This is a genomic window from Rhizobium sp. O111, from assembly GCF_055616315.1.
Genome location: NZ_JBSHXL010000001.1, coordinates 1,811,447 through 1,834,637 on the forward strand (window position 1 = coordinate 1,811,447; position 23,191 = coordinate 1,834,637).

Sequence of the window (23,191 nt, forward strand, 5' to 3'; positions counted from 1 at the left end):
TCATTTGTCATGATAAGCCCGTGCATCAACATCTGCTCCATTGATTCATCCAGCGGCTTTTGCGCGGGCTGCGGCCGAACGATCGAGGAAATTGTTGGCTGGGCGGCGTTTTCGGATGAAGAGAGGCACGCGCTCATGCGCCTGCTGCCCGCCAGAATGAAAGCGATCCCATCAGCGGCATCGCGCGGGACGATGGCAAGCACGGAGCTCACCGCATGAACAGGCTGACGATTGGACTTGGCGGTATCGGCATCGGCCTTCTCATTTTGCTCTTCAACCACGACAGCCCCAAGATTCTCGGCGTCAGGACCGACGATTTCGGCCGCATGCTCTATCTCCTGCCCATCGCGCTCATGCTGGCCGCCGGCATATGGGGACGGCGCATCAGCGTCGGCGAGACGATGCGCCACATGATGATCTGGCTGGTGCTGATCCTCGGCCTCGCCACCGTCTATCTCTATCGCTACGACGCGCTCAGCGTCGGCAACCGTCTGCTGGCCGGCCTCATTCCCGGCCGCGCCGTGGTCGTGACCACCAGCGAGGGCGGCAAGGAAGTCATCCTGCACAAGCTGCTGAACGGCCATTTCGAGGCCGATGTCGAGATCAACGGCCAGACCATCACGATGTTGGTCGACACCGGCGCCAGCATGATCGCGCTGTCGCGCGAGGACGCCGAGCGTGTCGGCATCATCCCTGACAACCTCACCTATTCGATGAGCGTGATGACCGCCAACGGCCGCGCCCAGGCAGCACCCGTCACGCTGTCCGAGGTGGCGATAGGCCCCATCGTGCGCAACAACGTCGCCGGCAGCGTCGCCGAGGACGGACGGCTGGACCAGAGCCTGCTCGGCATGAGCTTCCTCGAGACGCTGGGATCGCTGCAGATGCAGACCGACGAACTCAGGATGCGCGACTAGCTGCATGGCTAGCGCAGCGCGGGAAAGCGGACCAGGACACGCGTTCCAGGCTGGTTGTCTTCCAGCATCACCTCGGCCGAATGCAGATCGGCGACAGCCTTGACGAGGCTCAACCCCAGACCGCTGCCCGCGGATGTGCGGCTCTTGTCGAGCCTGTAGAGCCGGCGAAACACCTTCGTGTGCTCCGCGGTGGGAATCCCGACGCCATTGTCCGCCACACCGGCCAGAAGCAGATTGTCGCGGCGCGCCAGCGACAGTTCGATGAGCGTTCCTGTTCCACTGTGGTTGATGGCGTTCTCGATCAGGTTGACGAACATCTGGACCAGCAGTTCGCGGTCCCCCATCAGCTGCATGCCGGCACAATCAACCGCGACAAAACGCAACGTCTGGCCGGCATCGACAGCCACGTCGCGATAGATCTCCGTGACCGATGACATGACGTCGGCCAGATCGACGGATTGGAAACGGGCTCGCCGGGCACCGGCCTCGATCTGGGAAATCCTCAGCAGCGCCTCGAAAGTGGCGTTGATCTGATCGCTCTCCATGCAGGCGTCCGCGATCTGCTGCCCGACCGGCTCACCGCGGTCCGTTCGCTCCGCCGCGTCCTCAAGCGTCATCTTCAACCTGTTGAGCGGGGTCTTGAGCTCGTGCGCGATATCGGCGCTCACCTGCCGCATGCCCTCCACCAGCCCCGACAGCCGGTCGAGCGCATGATTGATCTTCTCGGACACCAGATCGATGTCATCGCCATTACCCCGCAACGGAATACGCGTTGCGAGCTCGCCATTCGACACATCGATCATGGTGCGCGCCACCGCGTCGAGCCGCCGCTGGGCTCTGGTCGCCAGGAAGGCGCCGCCTCCGGCTGCGATCAGCACGATGACGCCGGCGGCCCAGCTAAGGCTCACCAGCAGGATTTCGCCAAGCCTCTCCTTCTCCGCGAAACTGCGGCCCACTACCAGCCGGTTGCCGCCGACGAGACCGCTGCGCACGCGATAGGAATGCCCGTCGGGCAACCCCAACGCCGCCGCAGCGACGCTCGACAACCCTTCGCTCGTCACGGGAAGCGCCAGATTGCCCGCCAGCCGCTTGCCGTTCGGATCGCTCAGCAAGAACACGCCCTGATCCGGCGAGCGCAGGCTCGAATAGGTGTTCACCGCCGCGATCAGGTCCTCGACATCGTTCTGCGCATAGGTCGAGGCGATCGCGCTGTAGATCTCGTTGACGGTATCATCCAGCTGGCGTTCGAGACCGCTGTTGAGCATGTGATAGGTGATCGCGCCGGCAACCAGGAAGGCGGCGACGAAAAGCACGCCGAAGGTCATCGCCAGCCGAAAGGGCGTGCTGCGCAAGAGATTAACGCGGCGCATGCAGACTGTAGCCCGTGTTGCGCACCGTATGCAGCAGCTGCACCGGAAACGGCCGGTCGATCTTTGCCCTCAGGCGGCTGATATGCGTTTCGACCACGCTCGTCTTCGGATCAAAATGGAAGTCCCATACGCGCTCCAGCAGCATGGTCCGTGTCACCACGCGCCCCTCGCCGCGCATCAGCACTTCAAGCAGCGTAAACTCGCGCGGCTGCAGGTCGATGACCTGCCCTGCCCGCGTCACCTGGCGGCGCAGGAGATCGAGCTCCAGATCCGCCACACGCAGCATCGTCTTCTGTTCCTGCAGACGCGGCCGCCGCGCCAGCGCGTTCGCGCGTGCCAGAAGTTCCGAGAAGGCAAAGGGCTTGACCAGATAGTCGTCCCCGCCCGCCTCCAGTCCATCCACGCGATCATCGACGCCGCCGACAGCAGTCAGAAATAGCGTCGGTGTGCTGACGCGCGCGGCCCGCAAAGCCTTGACGAGAGACAGGCCGTCAAGCCCGGGCAGCATGCGGTCGACGATGACGACGTCATAGGCTTCGCGCGTAGCCTGAAACAGCCCATCGCGCCCGTCATGAACGACATCGCAAGAATGGCCAGCCTGGATAAACCCTCTCGCCACGTAATCGGCCGCCCGCCGGTCGTCTTCGACCACCAATACCCACATGCCTGAAGTCCGTTGCTTCCGCCTACAATTCGGCATCGCCAAGCTACCCGTTTCCGGCGGGAATGCCATCGCGCTTTGCAAACCTTACGAAAACGTATGGTGCCGGCGAGGCCAGCGTATGTCCCTGCCCCTAGTGTCCGTTTTGCGGATCGGCGAGCAAAGCCTCGCACCGCTCAACACGACCACTCACCAGAAGGAAACACATCATGAAGACCATCGCCGCAGCGGGCATCCTGAACGCCCTCGTCGCCCTGGGCTTCGTTCTCGTCTCGATGCCAGCGCATGCCGCACCGGCACCTTGCGAGGACATGCTGAAGGACATGCGCGCCACAAAGGCGGCCGCGAAGCTCGCGGATGCCGACGCAAAGAAGGTGAACGACCTGGAGACAAAGGCCGTCGAACGTTGCAACGCCGACGACGACGCGCGCTCCGACAAGTTTCTGGCCGAAGCCATGAAGATCATGGGCAAGTAAGAAGCGAGGCATCGTGATGACAAACGCCATTCGAGCGGGCCACGAGCCCGCCAACCGCGTCCCGAACGTGACGGTCGATTTCTGGCTAATCAAGCTGATGGCCGTCACCATGGGCGAGACGGCCGCCGATTATCTCGCCGTCAATCTGGGGCTCGGCCTGACCGTGACCTCCGTGATCATGGCGGCGATCCTCGCGGCCGCCATCGCCATCCAGTTTTCGATGACGCGATACGTCCCATCGGCCTACTGGGCCGCCGTCGTGCTGATCAGCATTGTCGGAACCTTGGTCACCGACAATCTGGTCGACAACTTCGGCGTCCCGCTTGATGTCACCACCATCGGCTTTTCGATCGCGCTCTTTCTGACCTTCCTCGGCTGGTACGCGCTCGAACGCACGCTCTCCATCCACACCATCTTCACGACGCGACGTGAAGCCCTCTACTGGCTGGCGATCCTGTTCACCTTCGCGCTCGGCACAGCCGCCGGCGACCTCGTCGCCGAACGGATGGAGCTCGGCTACCTCAGCACAGCCTTGCTATTCGCAGGCGTGATCGCGGTGATAGCACTCGCATACTATCGCGGCGGCATGAACGCCATTCTCGCCTTCTGGCTCGCCTACATCGTCACGCGTCCACTTGGCGCATCCCTGGGCGACCTGCTGTCACAGCCGGTCGAGTATGGTGGCCTCGGATTTGGGACGATCTACACGAGCCTTCTCTTCCTCGGCGCGATCGTGGTCATCGTCACCTACATGACGCTGAGTGCCCGACCGGAACGCGACGAGGATTCCCCGTCGCGCGAGGCCATCGATCGGCGATGAAGCTGCATCAGTTGCGCAGCTTGTAGCCGGTCCGGAACATCCAGCCGAGCGTTCCCAGGCAGATCGCCAGGAACAGCGAGATCATCCCGAGGCTGATCAGCGGATTGACGTCGGCGATGCCGTAGAAGCTCCAGCGGAAGCCACTGACCAGATAGAGCACCGGATTGAAATGGCTGACCGCCTGCCAGAAGGGCGGCAGCATGTTGATCGAGTAGAAGCTGCCGCCGAGGAAGGTCAGCGGCGGCACGACCAGCATCGGGATCAGGTTCAGCTGCTCGAAATTGTTTGCCCAGAGACCGATCATGAAGCCGAACAGGCTGAAGGTCACGGCGGTCAAGACGAAGAACAGCGCCATCATGAAGGGATGCTCGATCCTGACCTCAACGAAGAAATTCGCCGTCAGCAGGATGATCACCCCGATCATCAGCCCCTTGGTCGCTGCCGCCCCGACATAGCCGAGCAAAATCTCGGCCATCGCCACCGGCGCAGACAGCACTTCGTAGATCGTCCCGGTGAACTTCGGGAAGTAGATGCCGAAGGAACCGTTGCCGATGCACTGCCCAAGCAGCGTCAGCATGATCAGGCCCGGCGTGATGAAGGCGCCATAGGAGATCCCCTCGACTTCCTGAATGCGCGACCCGACGGCCGCACCAAAGACGATGAAGTAGAGCGACGTCGAAATGACCGGCGAAACCACGCTCTGCAGCAATGTGCGGCGTGTGCGGGCCATTTCAAAGAAATAGATGGATTTGACGGCTTCGAAGTTCATTTTGCGCCTCCCACGAGCGCCACGAAGATATCTTCGAGCGAACTCTGCTGCGTCGACAGGTCTTTGAAATGGATGTTGTGTTCGGCAAGCCGCGTCAGCAGCGCGGCGATGCTTTCCTGGTCGTTCTCGGCGTCGAACTCATAAGTCAGGCGATTGCCGCCGGCGGTGAGCGCAAGCCCGTTGCCCGTGAAGATTGCCGGTAGCGCCTCAAGCGGCTCGGTCAATTCCAGGATCAGCTGCTTGCGCCCGAGCTTGGCCATCAGCGCCGTCTTGTCCTCGACGAGAAGCAACTCGCCGCCATTGATCACGCCGACGCGGTCGGCGATCTCCTCGGCCTCTTCGATATAATGCGTCGTCAGAATGATGGTGACGCCCGCCTCGCGCAGCTTCTCGACGACGTGCCACATGTCCTTGCGCAGCGCGACATCGACGCCGGCCGTCGGTTCGTCGAGGAACAGGATTTCAGGCTCGTGGCTCAAGGCCTTGGCGATCAGGACGCGCCGCTTCATGCCGCCGGAAAGCTGGCGCAGCGTATTGTCCTTCTTGTCCCACAGCGACAGGTCGCGCAGCACCTTTTCGATATGTGCGGGATTGGCCTTCTTGCCGTGCAGGCCGCGCGAGAAGCTGACCGTGTTCCACACCGTCTCGAACTGATCGGTGGTCAGTTCCTGCGGCACAAGGCCGATCATCGACCGGGTCGCCCGGAAGTCCTTGACCACGTCGTGGCCACCGACAAGCACGGTTCCCCCGCTCGGATTGGCAATGCCGCAGACGATGGAGATCATCGTTGTCTTGCCGGCGCCATTCGGGCCGAGAAGCGCGAGGATTTCGCCCTTCTCCACATCGAGATCGATGCCCTTTAGCGCCTGAAAGCCGTTACCGTAGATTTTTGTGAGATTGCGGATGGAAATGATGGGTGCCATGAAGGGCTCTTGCAGACGAAAGGAAGGATTTCGCCGCTATATAGCCGCTCCGCGACAGTTTTACATCCCACCCGCTGCGAACAGAGTATTCATTTGCTCGAAAATGATGCAATTGAAAACGCCGTTCCCCGATCGTCGGGACGTCAAGGCTCCACAATCTTCCTACCAGGCGCCGTTCACGCTGCAGCCAGCCGGCGGCAAAGTCTTGCCTTCGAAGCGCGCCTTCAGCATCTCGCAACCCCTGGCGCGAATGAAATCGGGCATCTTGATATTGAGGCTGATCCCCACTTCATCGAACGGATCGCTCGCATAGGCCACATAGGCATACCAACGGCCGCCGAACACAGCGACGGCGGCGACCACCACGATCGCGATGAAAAACAGAATATTTGGGCGCTTTCTCTCGGCCACAACGATCTCCTCTTACTGATAGGGAGCCCGTTTAAAGAGATTCCCGCGGCCGCGTCGATGCCAGGCCGCTCATGCTGTCAGTCGCAATAGACCTTGCCGCTCTTGCGCTCGCGCAGATCGAAGTGGAAGTGGTTCCAGTGCTCCGGATTGCTGCCGGGGCCGAGCACCGTGTTGAAATACTTGCAGCTGTCGGTACGCACGGCCTTCAGCAGCTTGCCCTCGCGGAAGGAGAAGAGCCCCTTCTTGCGCACATCGATCTCGTGGCCGCTCTTCAACACGAACTTGCCGACGTCGATCGCGTTGCCGTGCGCATGCTCGGACATCGGATTGTAGCGCTGGCGACTGTTGTTCATGCGGCGGCAGCTGTAGCCGCCAAGCGGCTGGATCGTCTTGATGCCGGACCAGTAGCGAAACCGTGCCGATGGCGCGAGCTCGTTCTTCACCCACTTGGCGAAGGCGAGCGTCACCTGGCAGTTCAGCGTCACCGCCGGGCGAACGCCGATATTGCCGGACAGACCCTGCAGCGAGATCGGGTAAGGCACCTGGCACGCCGGCCCGTTGGAGATCGGCGGCTTGTCGGTAAAGACCACCCCCATGCGCTTCAACTCACGCCGGCAGGAGAGCTCCGAACTCGGCATCACGCCGGGCACCGCCGGTGCCGGCTGGCTCATCTGCGGCTCGCTATCCATCGGATTGTTCGGCCGCAGCATAGCCACTTCCTGCGGCTCGCTCTCTTCAGGCACGCGCGCCGGCGCCACGACAGCGCTGCCGTCGCTCCAGACCTGCTCTTGCCGCATCGTCGGTTGCCCCATCGCCGCCTGACTCGCCGGCCGTGGCGCGCGCATCCGGTTCATCTGCGTCGGATTGTCCGTGCCGATACCATCGACGACGGGCTGGTCCGATTGCCCCTCGGCGATCTGCTGCTGCTCTTCCTGCGCGAGCCCCGTGACCGGCTCCGCCCCAAGCTCGGCATCCATGTTCACGCCCTCGGGCGGCACGGCAAGCGTCTGCGTCCCGCCCCAGGTGGCCGGCTGGCCGCTGAACTGGCCGGCTGCACCACGCGCACCGGCCGACGCCTGATCGTTGGTCATCGGAGGGGCTGCGCTCGCCTGGCCGCGACCGGCAAGATTGGGCGTATTCATATAATCGACGGAACCCTGGACGGGCTGGCTGCCGGCGGGATAGGCCTGATCGATGGCGCTGGAGGGCATGTTGACCGGCGCCTGGCGCCGCGGCGGCGAGATGGAGCCGACCTTCGTGCCACTATCCACGCTGCCGGGCGGAACGAGCGCATCCGTCGAGCACGTCGTCAGCGCTGTCGACAGCAGCACGGGCAGCACATAACGCCGCATGATGGAAACAAACGCCATACTCTCATCGCTTCCGAAGATCGGCAGTGACCAAAAAACTTCGGTGCAAATTTAATAAAAAGCGGTGAACGAAACCTTACCCCCAGCCCGGACAAGCCCGGCCCGGCCGATCACGATTGCGGAAGCGTTTGAAACAAAAGCCCTATTCCGGGTCGAAAAAATCCGGGATCAGCGCGCGATAATCACCGATCGGCGACGCGTGCGCAGATTTGCTTGTGAGACTGGAAAGAGGTGCTGCGAACAGCATGACGGGAACTGCAGAGCGGACGAGCCGCGGCGTCAGCTGACGTAACGCAGTTCCTTGTCGTCGGACGGATTGATTGCGGCGCGACGAACCGGACGGCCGCCCCCATAGATCTCGTTCATGATCTTGGCGACCTCGACGGCATGGCCTTCGGTCAGTCCGTTAAGAACCTGACCGCCAAAGCATGCGGGCTCCTCCGCCTGATGGTCCCAGACCATCCACATATCGAGCGGATCGCAAATGACATCGTAACGGGGTCTGGAGCTATTCATCGGGTAACGCCTTTATTACCCCACTCTCTTAGGTTGCGGTAAATTAATCGTTTACTTGCGCCACCCACAAAAACAAATGGGTAATTTATTGCAGTCGGGCCCGATCAGGCAAAGTTAGCCTTGATGAATTGGCAAAGCCGCCCGAAGCGGCTTCGCCGGATCGCACAGAATTATCGCGCCGGCACACTTCCGGTGACGATGCGATCGGTCTTCGTCAGCTCCATCTGAGGCCAGTTGGACGCGGTCTCGGATGCAGGACGGCTGCCGATCGCAAGGATCGTGATCAGGCCGGCAACGACGGCGGAAAGAAGCAACCCGCTATAGGTCATCAGTTTGAACCTCAAAGATGTGGTTTCCCAGCCACTCCGGGGCAAACTGCTACGAGAGCCTAAACGAACCCATAATGAACGTGGTTAATCGCGATCATATTCCCGCTTATGAACAGCCGAAAACGGACATACCGCCATCGCGGGAGCGCGATCTCAGTCGTTCCCGCCTTGAGAGGCCACTTGCGCGAAGCGCGTCTTCAGCGCCGCCACCTCGCCCGGATCGACCGTCAATCCGGCGACGGCGATCCAGGCATCGATATAATGTTCGGGCGCATAGACATGGCCGTAGCCCATCGGCGACGTCGTGGCGATCATCAGGTCGAACAGCAGCTGGAACATGGTCAGCACGGGAAACCACCTGAGGCTCGGCGAAACGTCCGGCCCGCGCGGCGCCTGCATCCATGCCGGCTCGCGATAGAAGGAGTGCGGATCGAAGAACGTCACCGCATCGCTTGCATATTGCAGATAGACGATCCGCATCGGCCCCCATTGCGCCGCGTCCGGAAGGTCCAGATGGTTCTCCTGATTGGTGAAACGGATCATCGAGCCGTCGCGGAAGGTCGGCAGCCAAGCCGGCGATTGCGGATTGCGCCCCGCCGTCACCGCATTCCACATCCGGCTCTCGAACGGCGGGCCGCTCCAGAGCGCGCCCTGAAACGGATCGGCAATCACGTCGAAGATATCGGCCGATAGCTGCGAGTTCAGCGCGCCTAAGCTCAAGCCATGCAGGTAGAGCTTCGGCCGCCTGTCGTGCGGCAGCGTCGTCCAGTAGCCGTATACCTCGCGAAACAGCGCCTTGGCCGACTGCGCGCCATATTCCGATTCAACCAGCAGCGAAAGCCAGCTTGAGAGATAGGAATATTGCAGCGCCACGCTCGCGACATCGCCCTGCTTCAGATATTCCAGCGTATCCATCGCCGCCGGATCGACCCAGCCGGTGCCCGTCGGCGCGATGATGACGAGCATCGATCGCTCGAACGCCCCGTCCCGCTTCAGCTCCTCGAGCGCAAGCTTGGCGCGCGCCTCGATCGTATCGGCATTGTTGAGGCCGACATAGACACGAATGGGTTCGCGCGCCTCGCCCTTCCAGAAGCCGCTGATATCGGAAGCGCTCGGCCCCGACGCCACGAAGTGCCGCCCCTGCCGTCCGAGACCATCCCAGGCGACCAGAGACGCCTTGCTCCCCGTCTTCGCCGGATCGGCGGGCATCGGCACGTTATCCTCGATTAGCGCATCCAACCGCTGCATCGAGGAATCGATCGCATGCAGCGCCCCGCGCATCAGCACCCCTTCGGCCACCGACCAGAAGACTGCCACTGCGATCGCGAAACCGATGACATTGGAAACGCGCCGCGGCACGAAGCGATCGAGCCGCCGCGATGTCCACCGGAAGGTCAACAGGAACAGGCGACCCAGCAGCACCGCGACGAGAAAGACGACGAAGGCCAGCGCTCCGAGCTTGAATGGCTCGGCGCTTTCGAGCGGTTCCATATGCCAGAGCTCGCGGATCGAATTCTGCCAGCCCGCAGCCTGCCAGAGGAAGACGACGGCCACGATCAGCCCGCAGATCAGCACGGCTATCCGCTGCGACAGAAGCGGCCCGCGATAAGGCAGTTCGAGATACTTCCACAGGCTGACGACGGCGACCCCGATGAGATAGCCGACGGCCGCGCAAATACCCGACAGTGCCCCCTGCACGATGTAGGATCGCGGCATCAGCGTCGGCGTCAGCGACGCGGCGAAAAAGGCGAAGGCGAGCGTCAGCCCGATCACCGACAGAGAGCGAAAAAGACCACCGAGCAGACGTCTCATGCAACTCCCCAACCTTTAGCCGCAACGACCGACGGCGATCTCAGACGAAGATAAGCCCTGCGCCGCGCGCCTTCTACTCACCAAGGCCGAGAAAGACGAAGGGCTTGGCATCCTTGAATTCCGATGTCGCGTTGCCGGAATAGGTATGGTCCTGGCTCTCGCCGAGGTCGAGCCGTTTCACCTTGCCGGTCTCTTTGGCGAAGTCGATCGTCTTCAGGTCGACCCAGAACGTGTTCGGCGTCAGCGCCGACTCGAAGAAGTAGAGCTTGCGCTTGTGATCGAACACGGTGCGCCAACGCGTCGACGAAATGTTCGGCTCCTCCGGCGTGTTGAGACCATAGGGCACCGAGACATTGCGGATGACGCTGAAGACGCTTGCGAGCGCCCGGTTGGGGCTCTCATCCTTGGGGATCGCGTTGACATAGAAGGAGGCGCGCGCGAAGCGGTCGGCCGCCCGGTTGGTGCCGGGCAGCATGACGGTGCCGCCGATCTGCTTCCAATAGGAGTTCAAGGCGAGCTGCTGGTCGAAGATCGGCGAATTGGTCATCACTTGGTACTTGCGATCGTGATGGATGACCTGCTTGCCACCGATATATTCGACGATGGCGCTATCCCCGGTCGCGTCGGACATCGACAGATGCAGCGTCGTCAGCCGGTTTTCGCCGGGCACATTATCGGTGACAACGGTGAATGGCTCCTGGCTGAGCGCCTTCACGGCCTCATCGACTGTGGCGAAGTTGTCGAGCACATATTGCGCCCAGGCCGCGATGGTGAGGCCGGGCTTGCTGGACTTGTCGAAGGGCGGATATTCGGATTCGACCAGCCACAAGAGGTTGGCGTTCAGCCCCGCCTCGTTAACCCCATCGGTGGTGGATACGTCATAGCCGGTCGCGACGACGCTCCCGTATTTCGAGGTCCAGTGAATGGAGTTCGGCCCGGCCTTGCCGCTGCGCTCTGCGCCGCGCGGCAGGATGTAGAGATTGGTGGTGATATCGCTCTTCCAGTCCATCGACCGCGCGGTGATGACGTTCGCATCGGGGCCGAGATAGACGAGGCGGGTGCAGGCATCGGCGACGTCGGCGAAAAGCAGCGCGGACGCGATGACGGCGGTCGCGACCGTGCGCGCGCGTAAACGAGATGGACGGCGGTTCGAAGACACGGGGCTTCTCCAATATCGTTGATCGCGGAAGCTAGAAGCGCATGGAAAACCCGATCGCAGGGCCGTGCTGGCTGACGTCCCATTTGAACTTGTTCGCGCCGGTGAAATCGTCGTTTTCGTAATCCTGGTAGAGAAGCCTGTACCCTGCCCTGAGCACGGTCGGATGCCCGAGCATCATGGTGCGATAGCCGAGATAGGCCTGAGCGTTGACGCTCACCTTTGACCCCACACCGAAGCCACCGACATCGGCCTCGGCAAACAGGTTCCAGCGTTCGGTGAGATCGGCATTCATCCGCAGGCCGACGAAGGGATCGGTCCAGTCGGAACTCTTCGACGCGCGAAGGCCGAAAGCCTCGACATCAGCCTCAAGCTTTGTCCAGCGCACGCCGGCGGTCGGCTCGATCGACAGCGTTCGCGGCTTGCCGAACACCGTGTCGCCGCCGAGAACCGCCTCATAGGCTTTGAAGAAGGCGCCCGCCGACAGCGTGGTCGTGGTGATGTCGAGCCCGATCTCGTGTGAGAACACCTGCTCGTCCTGGCTGGTCTTTACATGCTGGCCGTCGAAATAGACGCCCCACTGGCCATTGGTGATCTCGATATTGCCCATGAGAGCAAAATCGAGATGGTCGAAGATGTCGGAGAAAGGAACGTCGACATCCGTGTCGAAACCGGCCAGCGATCCGCTGCCATTCAGCGATGCGGCCCACACGTAAGGGCTGACGATGACGGCCCACTCGCGCTCCGGCGCGATCCTGCTGTTGTCGAAATCGGCCGCAGCGGCCCGTCCAGGCATGAATGAGAGAGCGGAAAGCAGCGCAAGGCCCACGGTCGCCACACCCATCGCCAAAAGCCGCATCGAAAGCCCCCATTTTCAATGTCCCACCGCGACCTTACTACCGGAGGGCGAAAACTCAAGCGAGATCAGCAGGATTGCTCGCTGACGGCGATCAAATGGCGATTACTGAGCAGGAAGAGATGTATGGTCGCAAGGGCGCGACACTTTTGCCGAAACGCTCCGATTTCGGTTTTTCAGCCGATACGCTAGGCTCCGCAGGAATCGATCAGAAAACCCGCATGCAAAGGAGCGCCAATGACCGAAGCCCCCAAGCCGAGAGGCACACTGACCCTCAGGACCATGGCGATGCCTGCCGATGCCAACCCGGCCGGTGACATCTTCGGCGGATGGGTCATGGCGCAGATGGACCTTGCATCCGGCATCTCCGCCGCTGAGCGCGCCAAGGGCCGCGTCGTGACCGCCGCCGTCAAGGAAATGGCTTTCGCCCTGCCGGTGAAGATCGGCGATACGCTGTCCATCTATACCGAGATCGAACGCGTCGGCCGCACCTCGATCACCCTCTGTATCGAGGCCTGGGCGACCCGGGCCCGCTACAACAAGATGGAAAAAGTCACCGCCGGCACCTTCATCATGGTGGCGCTCGACGAGAACGGCCAGCCCAAGCCGGTTCCGGCCGAATAGACTGAAACAAGAGAAAGGCAACTTTTCGGTTGCCTTTCTCAGCGAACCGAGCGATAAAAAGGCAACCAGGAGGTTGCCAATATGTCCGATCGCATCGAAAAGACCATTGAACTCAATGCTCCCCTCGCCCGCGTGTGGCAGGCCATCAGCGATTATCGCGAATTCGGCGAATGGTTCCGCGTCAAGATCGACGCGCCCTTCGTCGCCGGAGAGGAAGCCACCGGCAAGATCCTCTATCCCGGCTACGAGCATCTCCGCTGGACGGTCACCGTCAAGCGCATCGAGGAACCAACGCTGTTTTCGTTCACCTGGCTCCCCTATGCGGTCGATCCGGATAGAGACTATTCCGCCGAAATCCCGACGCTGGTCGAATTCCGTCTGGAGCCGATATCGAAGGGCACCCGGCTGACCATCACCGAATCCGGCTTCGACAAGGTGCCCGAATACCGCCGCGCCGAGGCGTTCCGCATGAACGATGGCGGATGGGCTGAGCAGATCAAGAACGTAAAGGCCCATGTCGAACGCTGATCAAATGCCGAACCTTGGCGCCACCACGGCCGGCCGAGACGCCGCCGCACTTTTCGCGGCTCTCGGCGACCCCACCCGCCTGTCTCTGTTGACAGCGCTGAGCGACGGCCGCCCGTCCTCGATCGCCGGCCTCTCCGGCGGCACGGAGCTGACACGCCAGGCCATCACAAAGCACCTGGCAGTGCTCGAAAAAGCCGGCCTCGTCGAAAGCATGAAGGTCGGCCGCGAAAGCCATTACAGTTTCCGGCGTGACCGCATCGACATCATGCGCGCCTATCTCGACGGCGTCTCCCGCCAATGGGACGACGCGCTGGAACGCCTGCGCGCCTTCGTCGAGCGCTGACCACAATAGCTTGTCTGCTCAAGCCCGCAGAAACTGCGATCCCTTGTCGAAGGTGACACCCGGAAATATCTTGGCCGTCAGATTATCGACCGTCACATCGAACTGCCGATAGAGCATGGCGGCGGCGATCTCCCGCACATCGGCGGTCGGCGCGAGATCGCGCTCGTCGAGCAGCTGCTGATCGCCAAGCCCCGGCCAGCGGCCAAGGATGCGACCGCCATTGATCGCCCCGCCCGCCAGGACAGCGCAACCGCCCGTGCCATGGTCGGTCCCTCCGGATCCATTCTCCCGAACCGTCCGGCCGAATTCGGTCATTGCAAGCACCACGGTCTTCGACCAGATATCCGGCCCCAGCGTCGACTTGAGCGTGGTGATCGCCTCCGTCAAATCCTGCACCGGACGCTTGAACTGGCCCACCTGACCGACATGCGTATCCCAGCCGGTAATGGAGAAGCTGGCGATCCGGTAATCGCCCTTCAGCATGTTGCCGGCCAGGGCTGCCACATCCGCCACCTTCTGTCCGCGCGGCCCGCCGGGCTCGGCGACCATGGAGGCGCTGTTGGCGCGCGTCGCCTCCTCCATCGCTTTGGCAAAGGCGGGGTCGCCGGCGTAAAGCCGCTGAAGGAACTGCGTCTCGTCGCGGGCCGGCCCGAGATTGGAATCCGACGCCCATACGTCGACGTTGTTCGGCCCCGTCAGGATCAGCTCCGTCGACGTGTTGACGTCAATCGCCTTGCGAGCATCCGATCGCGGGATGACGGCAAGCGCCCGGTTGAGCCAGCCTGTCTTTTCCTCCGAGACGTGCTCGCCGCCCGATTCCAGCATGTCCTGACCGTCAAAATGGCTGCGCTGGTCGCGATAGGGCGTCGACACCGCGTGCACGAAGGCGAGCTCGCGGCTTCGCCACAGCGGCATCAGATCGGCGGCGGAAGGATGGAGACCGAAATGCCCGTCGAGATCGATGAGCCCGGTCTCCGGCGTCAGCGCCAGCGTCGGCCGGAACGCGGCAAAGCCGGCATCGCCATAAGGCTGCACAAGCGCCAGCCCGTCCATCGCGCCGCGCAGAACGATGGTGACGAAGCGCTTGTCTCCCGGCATCGACGCGAAGGTGACGGGGGTGAGGATCGGGGCCGCAGCGAGGCAGCAGGCGGAAGCAAGGAAGCCGCGGCGCGATAGCGTGAAATCGGTCATTTCAAAGCTCCTATCGACGGTTGAACTCGGGCGACGCAAGCGCAAGCATCAGCCCGGTTGTCTTGTTGGGTGCCTGGCTGACGACGCGGATCGTGTCGTCGCGCGCGGCATCGCCAAGCGTTGCCTTCAGGAATTCGCGGGGGTCGAGCCCCTGCCCGAACTGCGCGGTCGCCCGCCGCGCCCAGCCGAGCCGTTCCGCCAGCTGGCTGGCCGTGATCCAGGCCGAAAAGCTCTCCTCGAAGCCGGCAGGGCTCGGCGGCAACCAGATCGGCTGCCCCATGCGCCTGAGCGCCCCCTGCCCGAGCGCCCTTGCCGTCTGCATCGCCTTGCGGCGCTTCACCCTGTCCTCGTCGCCGGGATCGATCATCGAAGGCCCGCCGCCAGCGGCGGTGTCTGCGCCCTTCATATCTTCCTTGGCGCCACCATTCATCGCGCCGCCCATATCGGGAGCGTTCGGAGCCAAGGCCCCCTGCGCGCCCATAGCCTGCCCGTCATCGTCCTGCTGGTTGTCCTTGAAGAAGGCGACGACGGTGCCATCGCCAGAGCCCGCATTCAGCGCCCTGAGACCGGCAACGACGAAATCGAATGGCTGACGCGCCTTCGCGCCCTCGTTCGCCCAGGCGGCGGGATGGTCGAGCATGGCGCCATAGACGGCTTTGAGATTGCCGTCGGTCTTCTTCCAGGCGCCGGTCATCGCGGCGATCATCCCGTCATCGGGCTGATCGGAAACGAAGTGCACCGCCAGCTTGCGACAGATATGCGCCGCCGTCTTCGGATTGGCGGCGAGATCGTCGAGCATGGCGAGATAGTCGCCCGGCCGCCGCCTGTCGCCACCATAGCTGACACCGAGAACCTCATGACGGCCGGGCTCGGCGATGTTGGGGCGAAACGCCATGTCCATCTCCTGCCGATCGATCGTCAGCCCGGTCAGCACCATGGCGGCGGCCCGCACATCGGCCTGCGTATAGCCGCTGCCGGCCCCAAGCGTATGCAGTTCCAGCAGTTCGCGGCCGAGGTTTTCGTTGAGCCCCTTCTTCTGCCGCATGCCGCCCTTGGAATCCGGTCCGAGCGACTCCGCCTGATCGAGATAGATCAGCATCGCCGGATGCTCGGTCGCGCTGCGCAACAGATCGGCGAAGCGCCCGCCGATATGCGGCCGGATCGCTTCGGCCTCGTAAAGCGGCACGAGCAGCCGCATCGGCAGGCTCTTGTTGGCGCTGGTGGAGAAATGATTGGTCCAGAAGGTTGAAAGCCGCTCGTAAAAGCCGTTCGGTGACATCACCGCCTGCAGCAATCGCGCATTCGCATCCTGCTGGAAGCTGCGCTGCGCCTGCTTCTGCAGAACCTTGCGCCGCTCGCGACGCGTCTGGTCATCGTCGTCGCTTTGTCTGAGATCGCGCAGGTTGGCCTGCAGGTCGGCGATCACCTGATGCCGCTGCTCGATACCGCCGACGGGAAACGCGACCGGTGCCCGCGCATCCGCGTTCACCTGCCGCAACAGGTCGTCCTTGTTCTGCGCCGCCGCCTCGCCCGGTCGAAAGCCATAGCCGAAGCGGATTGCCGCCATCGTCGGAAAGGAAAGACTCATGACCTGTCACCTCCATATCCCTGGATGGTGACAGGCTGCGGTCAAAACCGTCGGAAATTGAGGCAGAGACGTGACATGGACAATTTGTAATTCAAGGACTTACCCGGTCCCATCAGGCGGAATCGCAATCATCCGCGAAAGATGAAGGACGCTCCGACGGCAATCAGCGCAAATCCGATCGCGTGGTTCCAGGTCAGGCTCTCGCCCAGCCAGAACACGGAAAAGCCGGAGAATACGAGAAGCGTGATCACCTCCTGCATCGTCTTCAGCTGCGCCGTCGAATAGACCGCCGAGCCGATCCGGTTGGCTGGCACCGCGAGGCAGTATTCGAAGAAGGCGATCGCCCAGCTGACGATGATGGCGACGAAAATCGCCGTCCCCTTGTGCTTGAGATGCCCGTACCAGGCGAATGTCATGAAGACGTTGGAGGCAAGCAGCATGACGATCGGCCAGATGGCCGCAGGGCTGAGGGCAAAGGGCATATGTGATTCCCGAGAGTTGAAGCTGGCGCCAGCATGTACCGCTGAACCGAAAGGCTTCAAGAGGTCGGGGAGCCTCCGCGAAATATATCGTCGCCAAGGCATCAGAACGTCACGCGAACCGGAACATTTCACCGGACAGGCCGTTTGTGGCAGCACCGGAAGCCAGGCAGCCCGAATGATGTCTCTGGCAATCGCGGTCCACAGACCCTTTGGCGGAGACATGGCGTGAACTCAGTTTCGAACAGTGGTCTGTCCGGTCGCTCGCTGGTGGCGCTCGCGGTTCTGAATTTCTTCCTCGCCGATGCCCGCGACGGCCTCGGCCCCTTTCTCGATGGCTTCCTCGCGACCCACGGCTGGAGCCCGATGACATTGGGTATCGTGGCAACCCTTGGCGGCGTTCTCGGCCTGATCGCCACGCCCCTGTTCGGCGCCCTCGTCGACGCCTCGCCGCACAAGCGCCTGCTCATCGTCATCCCGGTTACGCTGGTCACGGCGGCGGCACTCTGGACGCTGGCCAGTCCCGGAAATGCCTCGGTTTTCGGCGGCCAGTCGATGACCGCGATCGTCGGCGCGGTGATCGGCCCGGCGCTGATGGGCCTGACGCTCGGCCTCGTCGGCGAAAGCGCATTCTCCGCACAGGTCGCCCGCAACGAATTCTGGAACCACGCGGGCAACGTCTTCTCGCTCGCCTGCGTCTACGCCGCTACCATATTCTGGGGGCTGAACGGCGTGATCGGCCTGATGCTCATCACCGCGCTCGCCGCGATCATCGCGACGCTGGCGATCCGCCCTGAGGATATCGACAACGACGTCGCCCGCGGCCTGACCACAGACAAGAACCCGGACGATGGATCTGCCGCAACAGCCAGCCCTTCCGGCTATTCGGTGCTGGCGAATTCGCGCGGCCTCGTCCTGCTCGCGCTGACCTTGCTGGTCTTTCACTTCGGCAATGCCCCGATGAGCCGGCTGATCGCCCAGAACTTCTCGATCCAGCTCGGCACGCCTTTTCGCACTACGGCGATCGTCACCGGCGTGTCGCAACTGTCGATGATCGCAATGGCGCTGCTCGCCCCCGTCCTCATCAGGCGCTTCGGCCTGGCATCCGTTTTCATCATCGCGCTCTGCGCTTTACCCTTGCGTGGCGCGATCGCCGGCAGCGTGTCGAGCTTCGGCTCGATCTATCCGGTGCAGTTTCTCGATGGAGTCGGCGCCGGCCTGATCGGGATCGCGACACCGATCGCGGCCGAACGGATTCTCGCCGGTACCGGCCGGTTCAACGTCGGCCTCGGCGCGGTGATGACCGTGCAAGGCATCGGCGCATCGCTGAGCAACGTGGTCGCCGGATGGCTGACCGACCGGGGCGGATATGGCCTCGCCTATTGGGTGCATGGCGGCGTCGCGCTCTTCGCGCTGGCGCTTTTCATGCACGGCCGAGAGGCAATCGCGCCGCGCGCATCGGCAAAGCTCAACGACGCCGAACCGAAGGTAACGCAAACCTAGGACGCCACGTGAATGGCGGGGGCTTCGCGCGCCGGCGTGCCTTCCAGCATCACCCGGTTGCGCCCGGCATCCTTCGCCGCGTAGAGGGCTGCGTCCGCGCGACCGATCGTTTCGGTCAGCGACGCGTCGCTTGATGCCACGCAGGCAACGCCGAAGCTTGCGGTGATCTTGCCGACACCCGCGACATCAGGTTGTCCGGCCGCCGAGAAGGCAAGCCGGATCGCATTCGCGACCTTGCCGCCATCGGCGAGCTCCGCGCCTGGCAGGAACGCCACGAACTCCTCGCCGCCGAAACGCGCGGCAAAAGCGCCCTCAGGCAGGCGCGCTTTCAACAGTTCGGCGAGAACCGCGATCACGCTGTCGCCGGCGGCGTGGCCGAACGTGTCGTTGATCCGCTTGAAGTGGTCGATGTCGCACAGGAGTATTGCGCCCTTGAGCGCGCCGCGCGCCTTCAGCCGCCTCGCCGTTTCCTCGAAGCCGCGCCGGTTCAGTAGGCCGGTCAGGGAATCGCTCTCGGCCGCATCGCGGTAGCGCTCGATCGTGTCGAGCGTCGTTGCAGCCAGCGCCGAAAGCGCAAAGAGCAGCGCGATGACGGAAGCGCCCGCCTGCATGACGAACGCGTAAGTGGAGGCGCCGAAGCTCTCCAGCCCGCCCTCGGGCGAGAATATCACCAGCAGGATGGCGTTGCGGACGATTGTCTCGAGCACGATCAGCGAGGCGACGCCGAGCAGAATGCGGTCGATCGCTCGGCGCGTGCTGCGCGAGGAGGAGCCGATCGCGAAGATCAGCAAGGCCGAGCAGGCGATATCGCTGATGAGAAGCTCGGCCGGCAGGCTCTCAAGCACCAGCACCGCATAGGCGAGCGCTGCATAGGCCGCGACGCAGACGCTGAGGCGCAAGGCGGTACGCGACGGCCGGCGAAAGCGCCTCAGGATAGCGCCACTGTAGAAATAGAACGCGGAGAGAAAGAGCGCATCGGCGCTGAGCGCCTGAACGGGGATCGGCAGCCAGGAGAAAAACATCGGCACGGAGAAGGCGACGGCAGCAGAGAGAAAACCCACCGCCCAAAGGCTGGCTTCGCGCGATCCGAACCTTGAAACGACGAGGAAGGTGCAGCCGAAGGTCAACATCATGACCGGAAGCATAAAGGCAAAATTCACTGCGGCACCCATCGAACGATGATGACGAGGCCCGGTGCGCAAACACCGCCTCGATGAAAAGCGCTAGCCACTCAACGTTAACAAAAGCCTACCTGCGGTAGACTACATATCGATCGATACGGGTGCAAGGGGCAGCCCCAGATTGTCAGAGGCCGCCCCTTGCCGCTCACGCGCGCAGGGCGCGGTGCGGCTCTCCGGCATCCTCCGAGCCGAAGCGCACATCTTTTTTCTCGTAGCCGAACGCCGCCAGCACGGCCACGACAACAGCCACGATGCCGGCGACGATCAAAAGCGCATAGGCGTAGTCGCCATTCCAGTGAGCCGCGAGGCCGGACTGGATCGTGGCATTGCCCGACGCCAGCAGATTGCCGAGCTGGTAGGCAAAGCCCGGAAAGGTGCTGCGAACCTCATCCGGCGAAAGCTCGTTGAGATGCACGGGCACGATGCCCCAGGCGCCCTGCACGAAAAACTGCATCAGGAAGGCGCCGATCGCAAGCAGCACCGGACCCGGCGCATAGACCCACAGCGGCGCCACCGGCACGGCGATCAGCGCGGCAATGACGATCGCCTTCTTGCGGCCGATCCGCTGCGACAGCGCCCCGAAGAACAGTCCGCCGCAGATCGCCCCTATATTGTAGACGATGGCGATCGCACCCGTAGTGTAGCTGTCGTAGTTGCGCTGCGTCTCGAGGAAGGTCGGATAGAGATCCTGCGTGCCGTGGCTGAAGAAATTGAACGCCGTCATCAACAGTACCGACCAGATGAACAGCGGAATATTCTCCCTGAGCACCGTCAGGAACGGCCGGCGTCCCCGCTCCTGCTGCTTCAGGAAAGCCGGGCTCTCCTCGACGCTGCGGCGGATATAGAGCACCAGCAGCGCTGGTGCTGCGCCGACGAAGAACATGCCGCGCCAGCCGATGATGGGAAAGAGCAGGAAGAACACGATCGAGGCCAGGAGATAGCCCGAGGGATAGCCAGCCTGCAGGATGCCGGAGACGATGCCGCGGCTCTCCTCCGGCACGGTCTCCATCACCAGCGACGCACCGACACCCCACTCGCCGCCCATGGCAATGCCATAGAGCGCGCGCAGCACGATGAACATGGTGAGCCCGGTGGAGAAGCCGGTGAGGAATTCGAATATCGAATAGAGCAGCACGTTGACCATCAGCGTGATCCGCCGCCCGTATTTGTCGGACGCCAGACCGAACAGCAGCGCGCCGACGGGGCGCATGGCGAGCGTCAGCAGGATCGCCACCGAGACGGCGGGAACGTCGGTTTTGAATTCTGTGGCGATATATTTGAGAACGAAGACGAGTATGAAGAAATCGAAGGCATCGAGCGTCCAGCCGAGATAGCTGGCGATAACGGTATTGCGCTGCTGCGGCGTCAGCCGGCGCAGGCTTTCCAATGGGGACATAACGGATCCTCCGTCCGAAAGCGGCGGCGAAGCGGGGCAAATCCGGATGCCGTCGAAGAGAGGGATCGCCCTGATATGGGCGGGGTGGAGCTGTGACAGGCAGCGTTCTCGAAACGTCAGCAACGCTGCCCTTGTTCCATCACGTTTGTCGTGATCGCGCCTTGCCCATGGATGGTCTTGTCGGCGCCACACGCAACCGTTTGAGAAGCGACCACCAAAGGGCGAGCGTTTCATTCTGGCGCAAAAATTCCGGCCAAGTACCTGCTTCTAAATAGCTATTGCGATTATTAGCAAAATGTGAGATATAAATGTCAGGTTGCATACGCAACCATAAAAAGCAAGCACAGATAGATTGCATCCATACCGGCAATGCGCCCGCCAGTCTCTGGCGGCGATGATACCGCTTGCGAAAAATCGATGAGTTTAGACCTGAGCAAGACAACAGCAGATCAACCGTCGGTCTGAGCAGTTCCAGCTATGCGCATGAAGACATCCTAGGCCGACCAGCCCCGAGGAGGAGGAGCCATGCCTTTCGATCTGACCCAACCGCTTTCATGGGAGAGCGCTGCGGGAGACGCCGCCGTGATGCTCGACGAACTTCAACCGAATATCGTCAAGGCCCACACCCGCGAATTCCTGACCATCCTGTTCCTGAAGTTTACCGACCCCGCTGGCGGCCGCGCGCTATTGAAGGCGCTGTCGCAGCCACCGACAGGCACGCCGCTCCTGAAATCGGCGAAAACCCATCTGCAGGAGGTCAAGGCCTTCAAGGCGACGGGCACCAAGGGCACGCCCTATGTCAGCGTAGGCCTCACCGGCGATGGCTACGAGGCGCTGCAGATCCCCGCCCCGAAGATCCCGCCGGACACCTCGTTCCGCTCCGGCATGAAGAACGCCGGCCTGAACGACCCGGCGCCTGGCACCTGGGAACCGCATTTCCGCGACGTCATCCACGCCGTCATCCTCGTCGGCGACCAGATGTCCGGCCCACGCAACAAGGCGTTGACGGCCGTGCGCCACCTGATCCAGGCATGCCACGGCGTCCATATTCTCGGCGAGGAAAAGGGCCACGGCCTGCACAACAGCAATGGCGACGGCATAGAGCACTTCGGCTATGTCGATGGCCGCAGCCAGCCGCTGTTCCTGACCGAGGATATCGACGACGAACGCCTGACGGCCGACGGCGCCACCAACTGGGACCCGGCCTTCGCGCTGAACCGCGTGATCGTCCCTGATACCGCCGCCCCCGATCCGACGAAGCATTTCGGCAGCTACTTCGTGTTCCGCAAGCTCGAGCAGAACGTCAAGCAGTTCAAGAAGCAGGAAAAGGCTTTGGCCAAGCGGCTGCACCTGAAGGGCGACGATGCGGAACGGGCGGGCGCCATGCTGGTCGGCCGCTTCGAGGACGGCACGCCGCTCACCACCCAGTTCGCAGACGGCAACCACCACCCGGTGCCCAACGACTTCGACTATGACAGCGATCCCAACGGCGCCAAATGTCCGTTCTTCGCCCATATCCGCAAGGTCAACCCGCGCGGCTCCGGTGGCTTCGAGCCCGTCGACGGCGAACGCCTGCACATCATGGCGCGGCGCGGCCAGACCTATGGCGTGCGCACCGACCAGCCCAATGACGGCCGCATCGAAAACAAGCCGAGCAAGGATGTCGGCCTGCTGTTCATGGCCTTCAACGCCGATATCGCCGAGCAGTTCGAGTTCGCGCAATCGACCTGGGCCAACAACCCCGGCTTCCCCCGCGTCCCCCCGGGCGCAGGCGCCCCTGGCCTCGACCTCGTGATCGGCCAAAGCCCCAACCCACGCCCCGACATCGACTGTCCGGTCGAATGGGGCGGCACCACCACCGCGACAACGACCGCGACACCGCAAGCGGTGACGATGAAGGGCGGCGAGTATTTCTTCATGCCGTCGTTGGCGTTTTGTCGGAGTTTGTAGGGGACAGCGAACGGACGGGGTG

At 62.6% G+C, this 23,191-nt stretch carries 25 protein-coding genes; 9 read left to right on the forward strand and 16 right to left on the reverse strand.

Going from position 1 to position 23,191, the window contains the following annotated elements:
* Window positions 1-9 precede the first annotated feature (9 nt).
* Window positions 10-219 (forward strand): DUF1289 domain-containing protein, encoded by a 210-nt coding sequence (locus ACVTFQ_RS09190; RefSeq protein WP_111563488.1) that lies wholly within the window; start codon window positions 10-12, stop codon window positions 217-219.
* Window positions 216-917, forward strand: coding sequence for a TIGR02281 family clan AA aspartic protease (locus ACVTFQ_RS09195; protein ID WP_111563487.1), 702 nt, complete (start codon window positions 216-218; stop codon window positions 915-917). The genes ACVTFQ_RS09190 and ACVTFQ_RS09195 overlap by 4 nt, the downstream gene beginning before the upstream one ends.
* A gap of 8 nt (window positions 918-925) precedes the next feature.
* Here ACVTFQ_RS09195 and ACVTFQ_RS09200 read toward each other — a convergent pair whose 3' ends face one another.
* Both ACVTFQ_RS09200 and ACVTFQ_RS09205 read right to left on the reverse strand, forming a co-directional pair.
* On the reverse strand, window positions 926-2,287 hold the full coding sequence (locus tag ACVTFQ_RS09200; RefSeq protein ID WP_111563486.1) for a HAMP domain-containing sensor histidine kinase: 1,362 nt from the start codon (window positions 2,285-2,287) through the stop codon (window positions 926-928).
* Window positions 2,274-2,951 carry a winged helix-turn-helix domain-containing protein gene (locus ACVTFQ_RS09205; RefSeq protein WP_112437137.1) on the reverse strand — a complete coding sequence of 226 codons (678 nt, stop codon included), beginning with the start codon at window positions 2,949-2,951 and terminating at the stop codon, window positions 2,274-2,276. The genes ACVTFQ_RS09200 and ACVTFQ_RS09205 overlap by 14 nt, the downstream gene beginning before the upstream one ends.
* A 206-nt stretch (window positions 2,952-3,157) precedes the next feature.
* Here ACVTFQ_RS09205 and ACVTFQ_RS09210 point away from each other — a divergent pair, with 206 nt between their 5' ends.
* Both ACVTFQ_RS09210 and ACVTFQ_RS09215 read left to right on the forward strand, forming a co-directional pair.
* Window positions 3,158-3,424 (forward strand): hypothetical protein, encoded by a 267-nt coding sequence (locus ACVTFQ_RS09210; protein ID WP_111563484.1) that lies wholly within the window; start codon window positions 3,158-3,160, stop codon window positions 3,422-3,424.
* 16 nt (window positions 3,425-3,440) lie between these two features.
* Complete coding sequence (locus ACVTFQ_RS09215) at window positions 3,441-4,244, forward strand: COG4705 family protein (RefSeq protein WP_111563483.1); 804 nt, start codon at window positions 3,441-3,443, stop codon at window positions 4,242-4,244.
* Window positions 4,245-4,251: 7 nt separating this feature from the next.
* On the opposite strand, the gene ACVTFQ_RS09220 is transcribed toward ACVTFQ_RS09215, so the two are convergent.
* The 9 genes from ACVTFQ_RS09220 to ACVTFQ_RS09260 form a co-directional block, all read right to left on the reverse strand.
* Window positions 4,252-5,013, reverse strand: a complete 762-nt coding sequence (locus tag ACVTFQ_RS09220) for an ABC transporter permease (RefSeq protein WP_018900601.1) — start codon at window positions 5,011-5,013, stop codon at window positions 4,252-4,254.
* On the reverse strand, window positions 5,010-5,936 hold the full coding sequence (locus ACVTFQ_RS09225; RefSeq protein WP_111563482.1) for an ABC transporter ATP-binding protein: 927 nt from the start codon (window positions 5,934-5,936) through the stop codon (window positions 5,010-5,012). The genes ACVTFQ_RS09220 and ACVTFQ_RS09225 overlap by 4 nt, the downstream gene beginning before the upstream one ends.
* A gap of 162 nt (window positions 5,937-6,098) precedes the next feature.
* Window positions 6,099-6,347, reverse strand: a complete 249-nt coding sequence (locus tag ACVTFQ_RS09230) for a hypothetical protein (RefSeq protein WP_111563481.1) — start codon at window positions 6,345-6,347, stop codon at window positions 6,099-6,101.
* A gap of 77 nt (window positions 6,348-6,424) precedes the next feature.
* Window positions 6,425-7,717 carry an extensin-like domain-containing protein gene (locus tag ACVTFQ_RS09235; RefSeq protein WP_111563480.1) on the reverse strand — a complete coding sequence of 431 codons (1,293 nt, stop codon included), beginning with the start codon at window positions 7,715-7,717 and terminating at the stop codon, window positions 6,425-6,427.
* Window positions 7,718-7,996: 279 nt separating this feature from the next.
* Window positions 7,997-8,233 (reverse strand): hypothetical protein, encoded by a 237-nt coding sequence (locus ACVTFQ_RS09240; RefSeq protein WP_111563479.1) that lies wholly within the window; start codon window positions 8,231-8,233, stop codon window positions 7,997-7,999.
* Window positions 8,234-8,403: 170 nt separating this feature from the next.
* The gene (locus ACVTFQ_RS09245; RefSeq protein WP_155947803.1) at window positions 8,404-8,577 is read right to left on the reverse strand and encodes a hypothetical protein; all 174 of its coding nucleotides are present in this window, start codon (window positions 8,575-8,577) and stop codon (window positions 8,404-8,406) included.
* A gap of 138 nt (window positions 8,578-8,715) precedes the next feature.
* The gene (locus ACVTFQ_RS09250) at window positions 8,716-10,374 is read right to left on the reverse strand and encodes an alpha/beta hydrolase (RefSeq protein WP_111563478.1); all 1,659 of its coding nucleotides are present in this window, start codon (window positions 10,372-10,374) and stop codon (window positions 8,716-8,718) included.
* A gap of 73 nt (window positions 10,375-10,447) precedes the next feature.
* On the reverse strand, window positions 10,448-11,476 hold the full coding sequence (locus ACVTFQ_RS09255; protein WP_470423974.1) for a linear amide C-N hydrolase: 1,029 nt from the start codon (window positions 11,474-11,476) through the stop codon (window positions 10,448-10,450).
* Window positions 11,477-11,564: 88 nt separating this feature from the next.
* Window positions 11,565-12,389: a hypothetical protein gene (locus ACVTFQ_RS09260; RefSeq protein WP_470423801.1), complete on the reverse strand. Its 825-nt coding sequence runs from the start codon at window positions 12,387-12,389 to the stop codon at window positions 11,565-11,567.
* Between the two features lie 234 nt (window positions 12,390-12,623).
* Between ACVTFQ_RS09260 and ACVTFQ_RS09265 the strand changes: the two genes are divergently transcribed.
* From ACVTFQ_RS09265 to ACVTFQ_RS09275, 3 genes are all read left to right on the forward strand, one after another.
* Entirely contained in the window at window positions 12,624-13,010 is a 387-nt protein-coding gene (locus ACVTFQ_RS09265; RefSeq protein WP_026283372.1) for an acyl-CoA thioesterase, read from the forward strand.
* A gap of 81 nt (window positions 13,011-13,091) precedes the next feature.
* A complete protein-coding gene (locus tag ACVTFQ_RS09270) occupies window positions 13,092-13,538 on the forward strand; it encodes an SRPBCC family protein (RefSeq protein WP_111563475.1) in 447 nt (148 codons plus the stop codon).
* A gap of 4 nt (window positions 13,539-13,542) precedes the next feature.
* Window positions 13,543-13,881 (forward strand): ArsR/SmtB family transcription factor, encoded by a 339-nt coding sequence (locus ACVTFQ_RS09275; RefSeq protein ID WP_111563620.1) that lies wholly within the window; start codon window positions 13,543-13,545, stop codon window positions 13,879-13,881.
* An 18-nt stretch (window positions 13,882-13,899) separates the two neighbouring features.
* Here ACVTFQ_RS09275 and ACVTFQ_RS09280 read toward each other — a convergent pair whose 3' ends face one another.
* The 3 genes from ACVTFQ_RS09280 to ACVTFQ_RS09290 all read right to left on the reverse strand — a co-directional run bounded on the left by ACVTFQ_RS09280 (window position 13,900) and on the right by ACVTFQ_RS09290 (window position 17,142).
* Window positions 13,900-15,072 carry a DUF1501 domain-containing protein gene (locus ACVTFQ_RS09280; RefSeq protein WP_111563474.1) on the reverse strand — a complete coding sequence of 391 codons (1,173 nt, stop codon included), beginning with the start codon at window positions 15,070-15,072 and terminating at the stop codon, window positions 13,900-13,902.
* Window positions 15,073-15,082: 10 nt separating this feature from the next.
* Complete coding sequence (locus tag ACVTFQ_RS09285; RefSeq protein WP_111563473.1) at window positions 15,083-16,660, reverse strand: DUF1800 domain-containing protein; 1,578 nt, start codon at window positions 16,658-16,660, stop codon at window positions 15,083-15,085.
* A 128-nt stretch (window positions 16,661-16,788) separates the two neighbouring features.
* Window positions 16,789-17,142, reverse strand: coding sequence for a DMT family protein (locus ACVTFQ_RS09290; protein ID WP_047512340.1), 354 nt, complete (start codon window positions 17,140-17,142; stop codon window positions 16,789-16,791).
* A 225-nt stretch (window positions 17,143-17,367) separates the two neighbouring features.
* Between ACVTFQ_RS09290 and ACVTFQ_RS09295 the strand changes: the two genes are divergently transcribed.
* The gene (locus ACVTFQ_RS09295) at window positions 17,368-18,642 is read left to right on the forward strand and encodes an MFS transporter (protein ID WP_111563472.1); all 1,275 of its coding nucleotides are present in this window, start codon (window positions 17,368-17,370) and stop codon (window positions 18,640-18,642) included.
* Here the strand turns inward: ACVTFQ_RS09295 and ACVTFQ_RS09300 are convergent.
* Window positions 18,639-19,802 (reverse strand): GGDEF domain-containing protein, encoded by a 1,164-nt coding sequence (locus tag ACVTFQ_RS09300; protein ID WP_313760214.1) that lies wholly within the window; start codon window positions 19,800-19,802, stop codon window positions 18,639-18,641. The genes ACVTFQ_RS09295 and ACVTFQ_RS09300 overlap by 4 nt on opposite strands.
* 166 nt (window positions 19,803-19,968) lie before the next feature.
* Window positions 19,969-21,219 (reverse strand): MFS transporter, encoded by a 1,251-nt coding sequence (locus ACVTFQ_RS09305; RefSeq protein ID WP_470423802.1) that lies wholly within the window; start codon window positions 21,217-21,219, stop codon window positions 19,969-19,971.
* A gap of 525 nt (window positions 21,220-21,744) precedes the next feature.
* On the opposite strand from ACVTFQ_RS09305, the gene ACVTFQ_RS09310 reads away from it, so the two are divergent.
* Entirely contained in the window at window positions 21,745-23,169 is a 1,425-nt protein-coding gene (locus ACVTFQ_RS09310) for a Dyp-type peroxidase (RefSeq protein WP_112950252.1), read from the forward strand.
* Window positions 23,170-23,191: the final 22 nt, after the last annotated feature.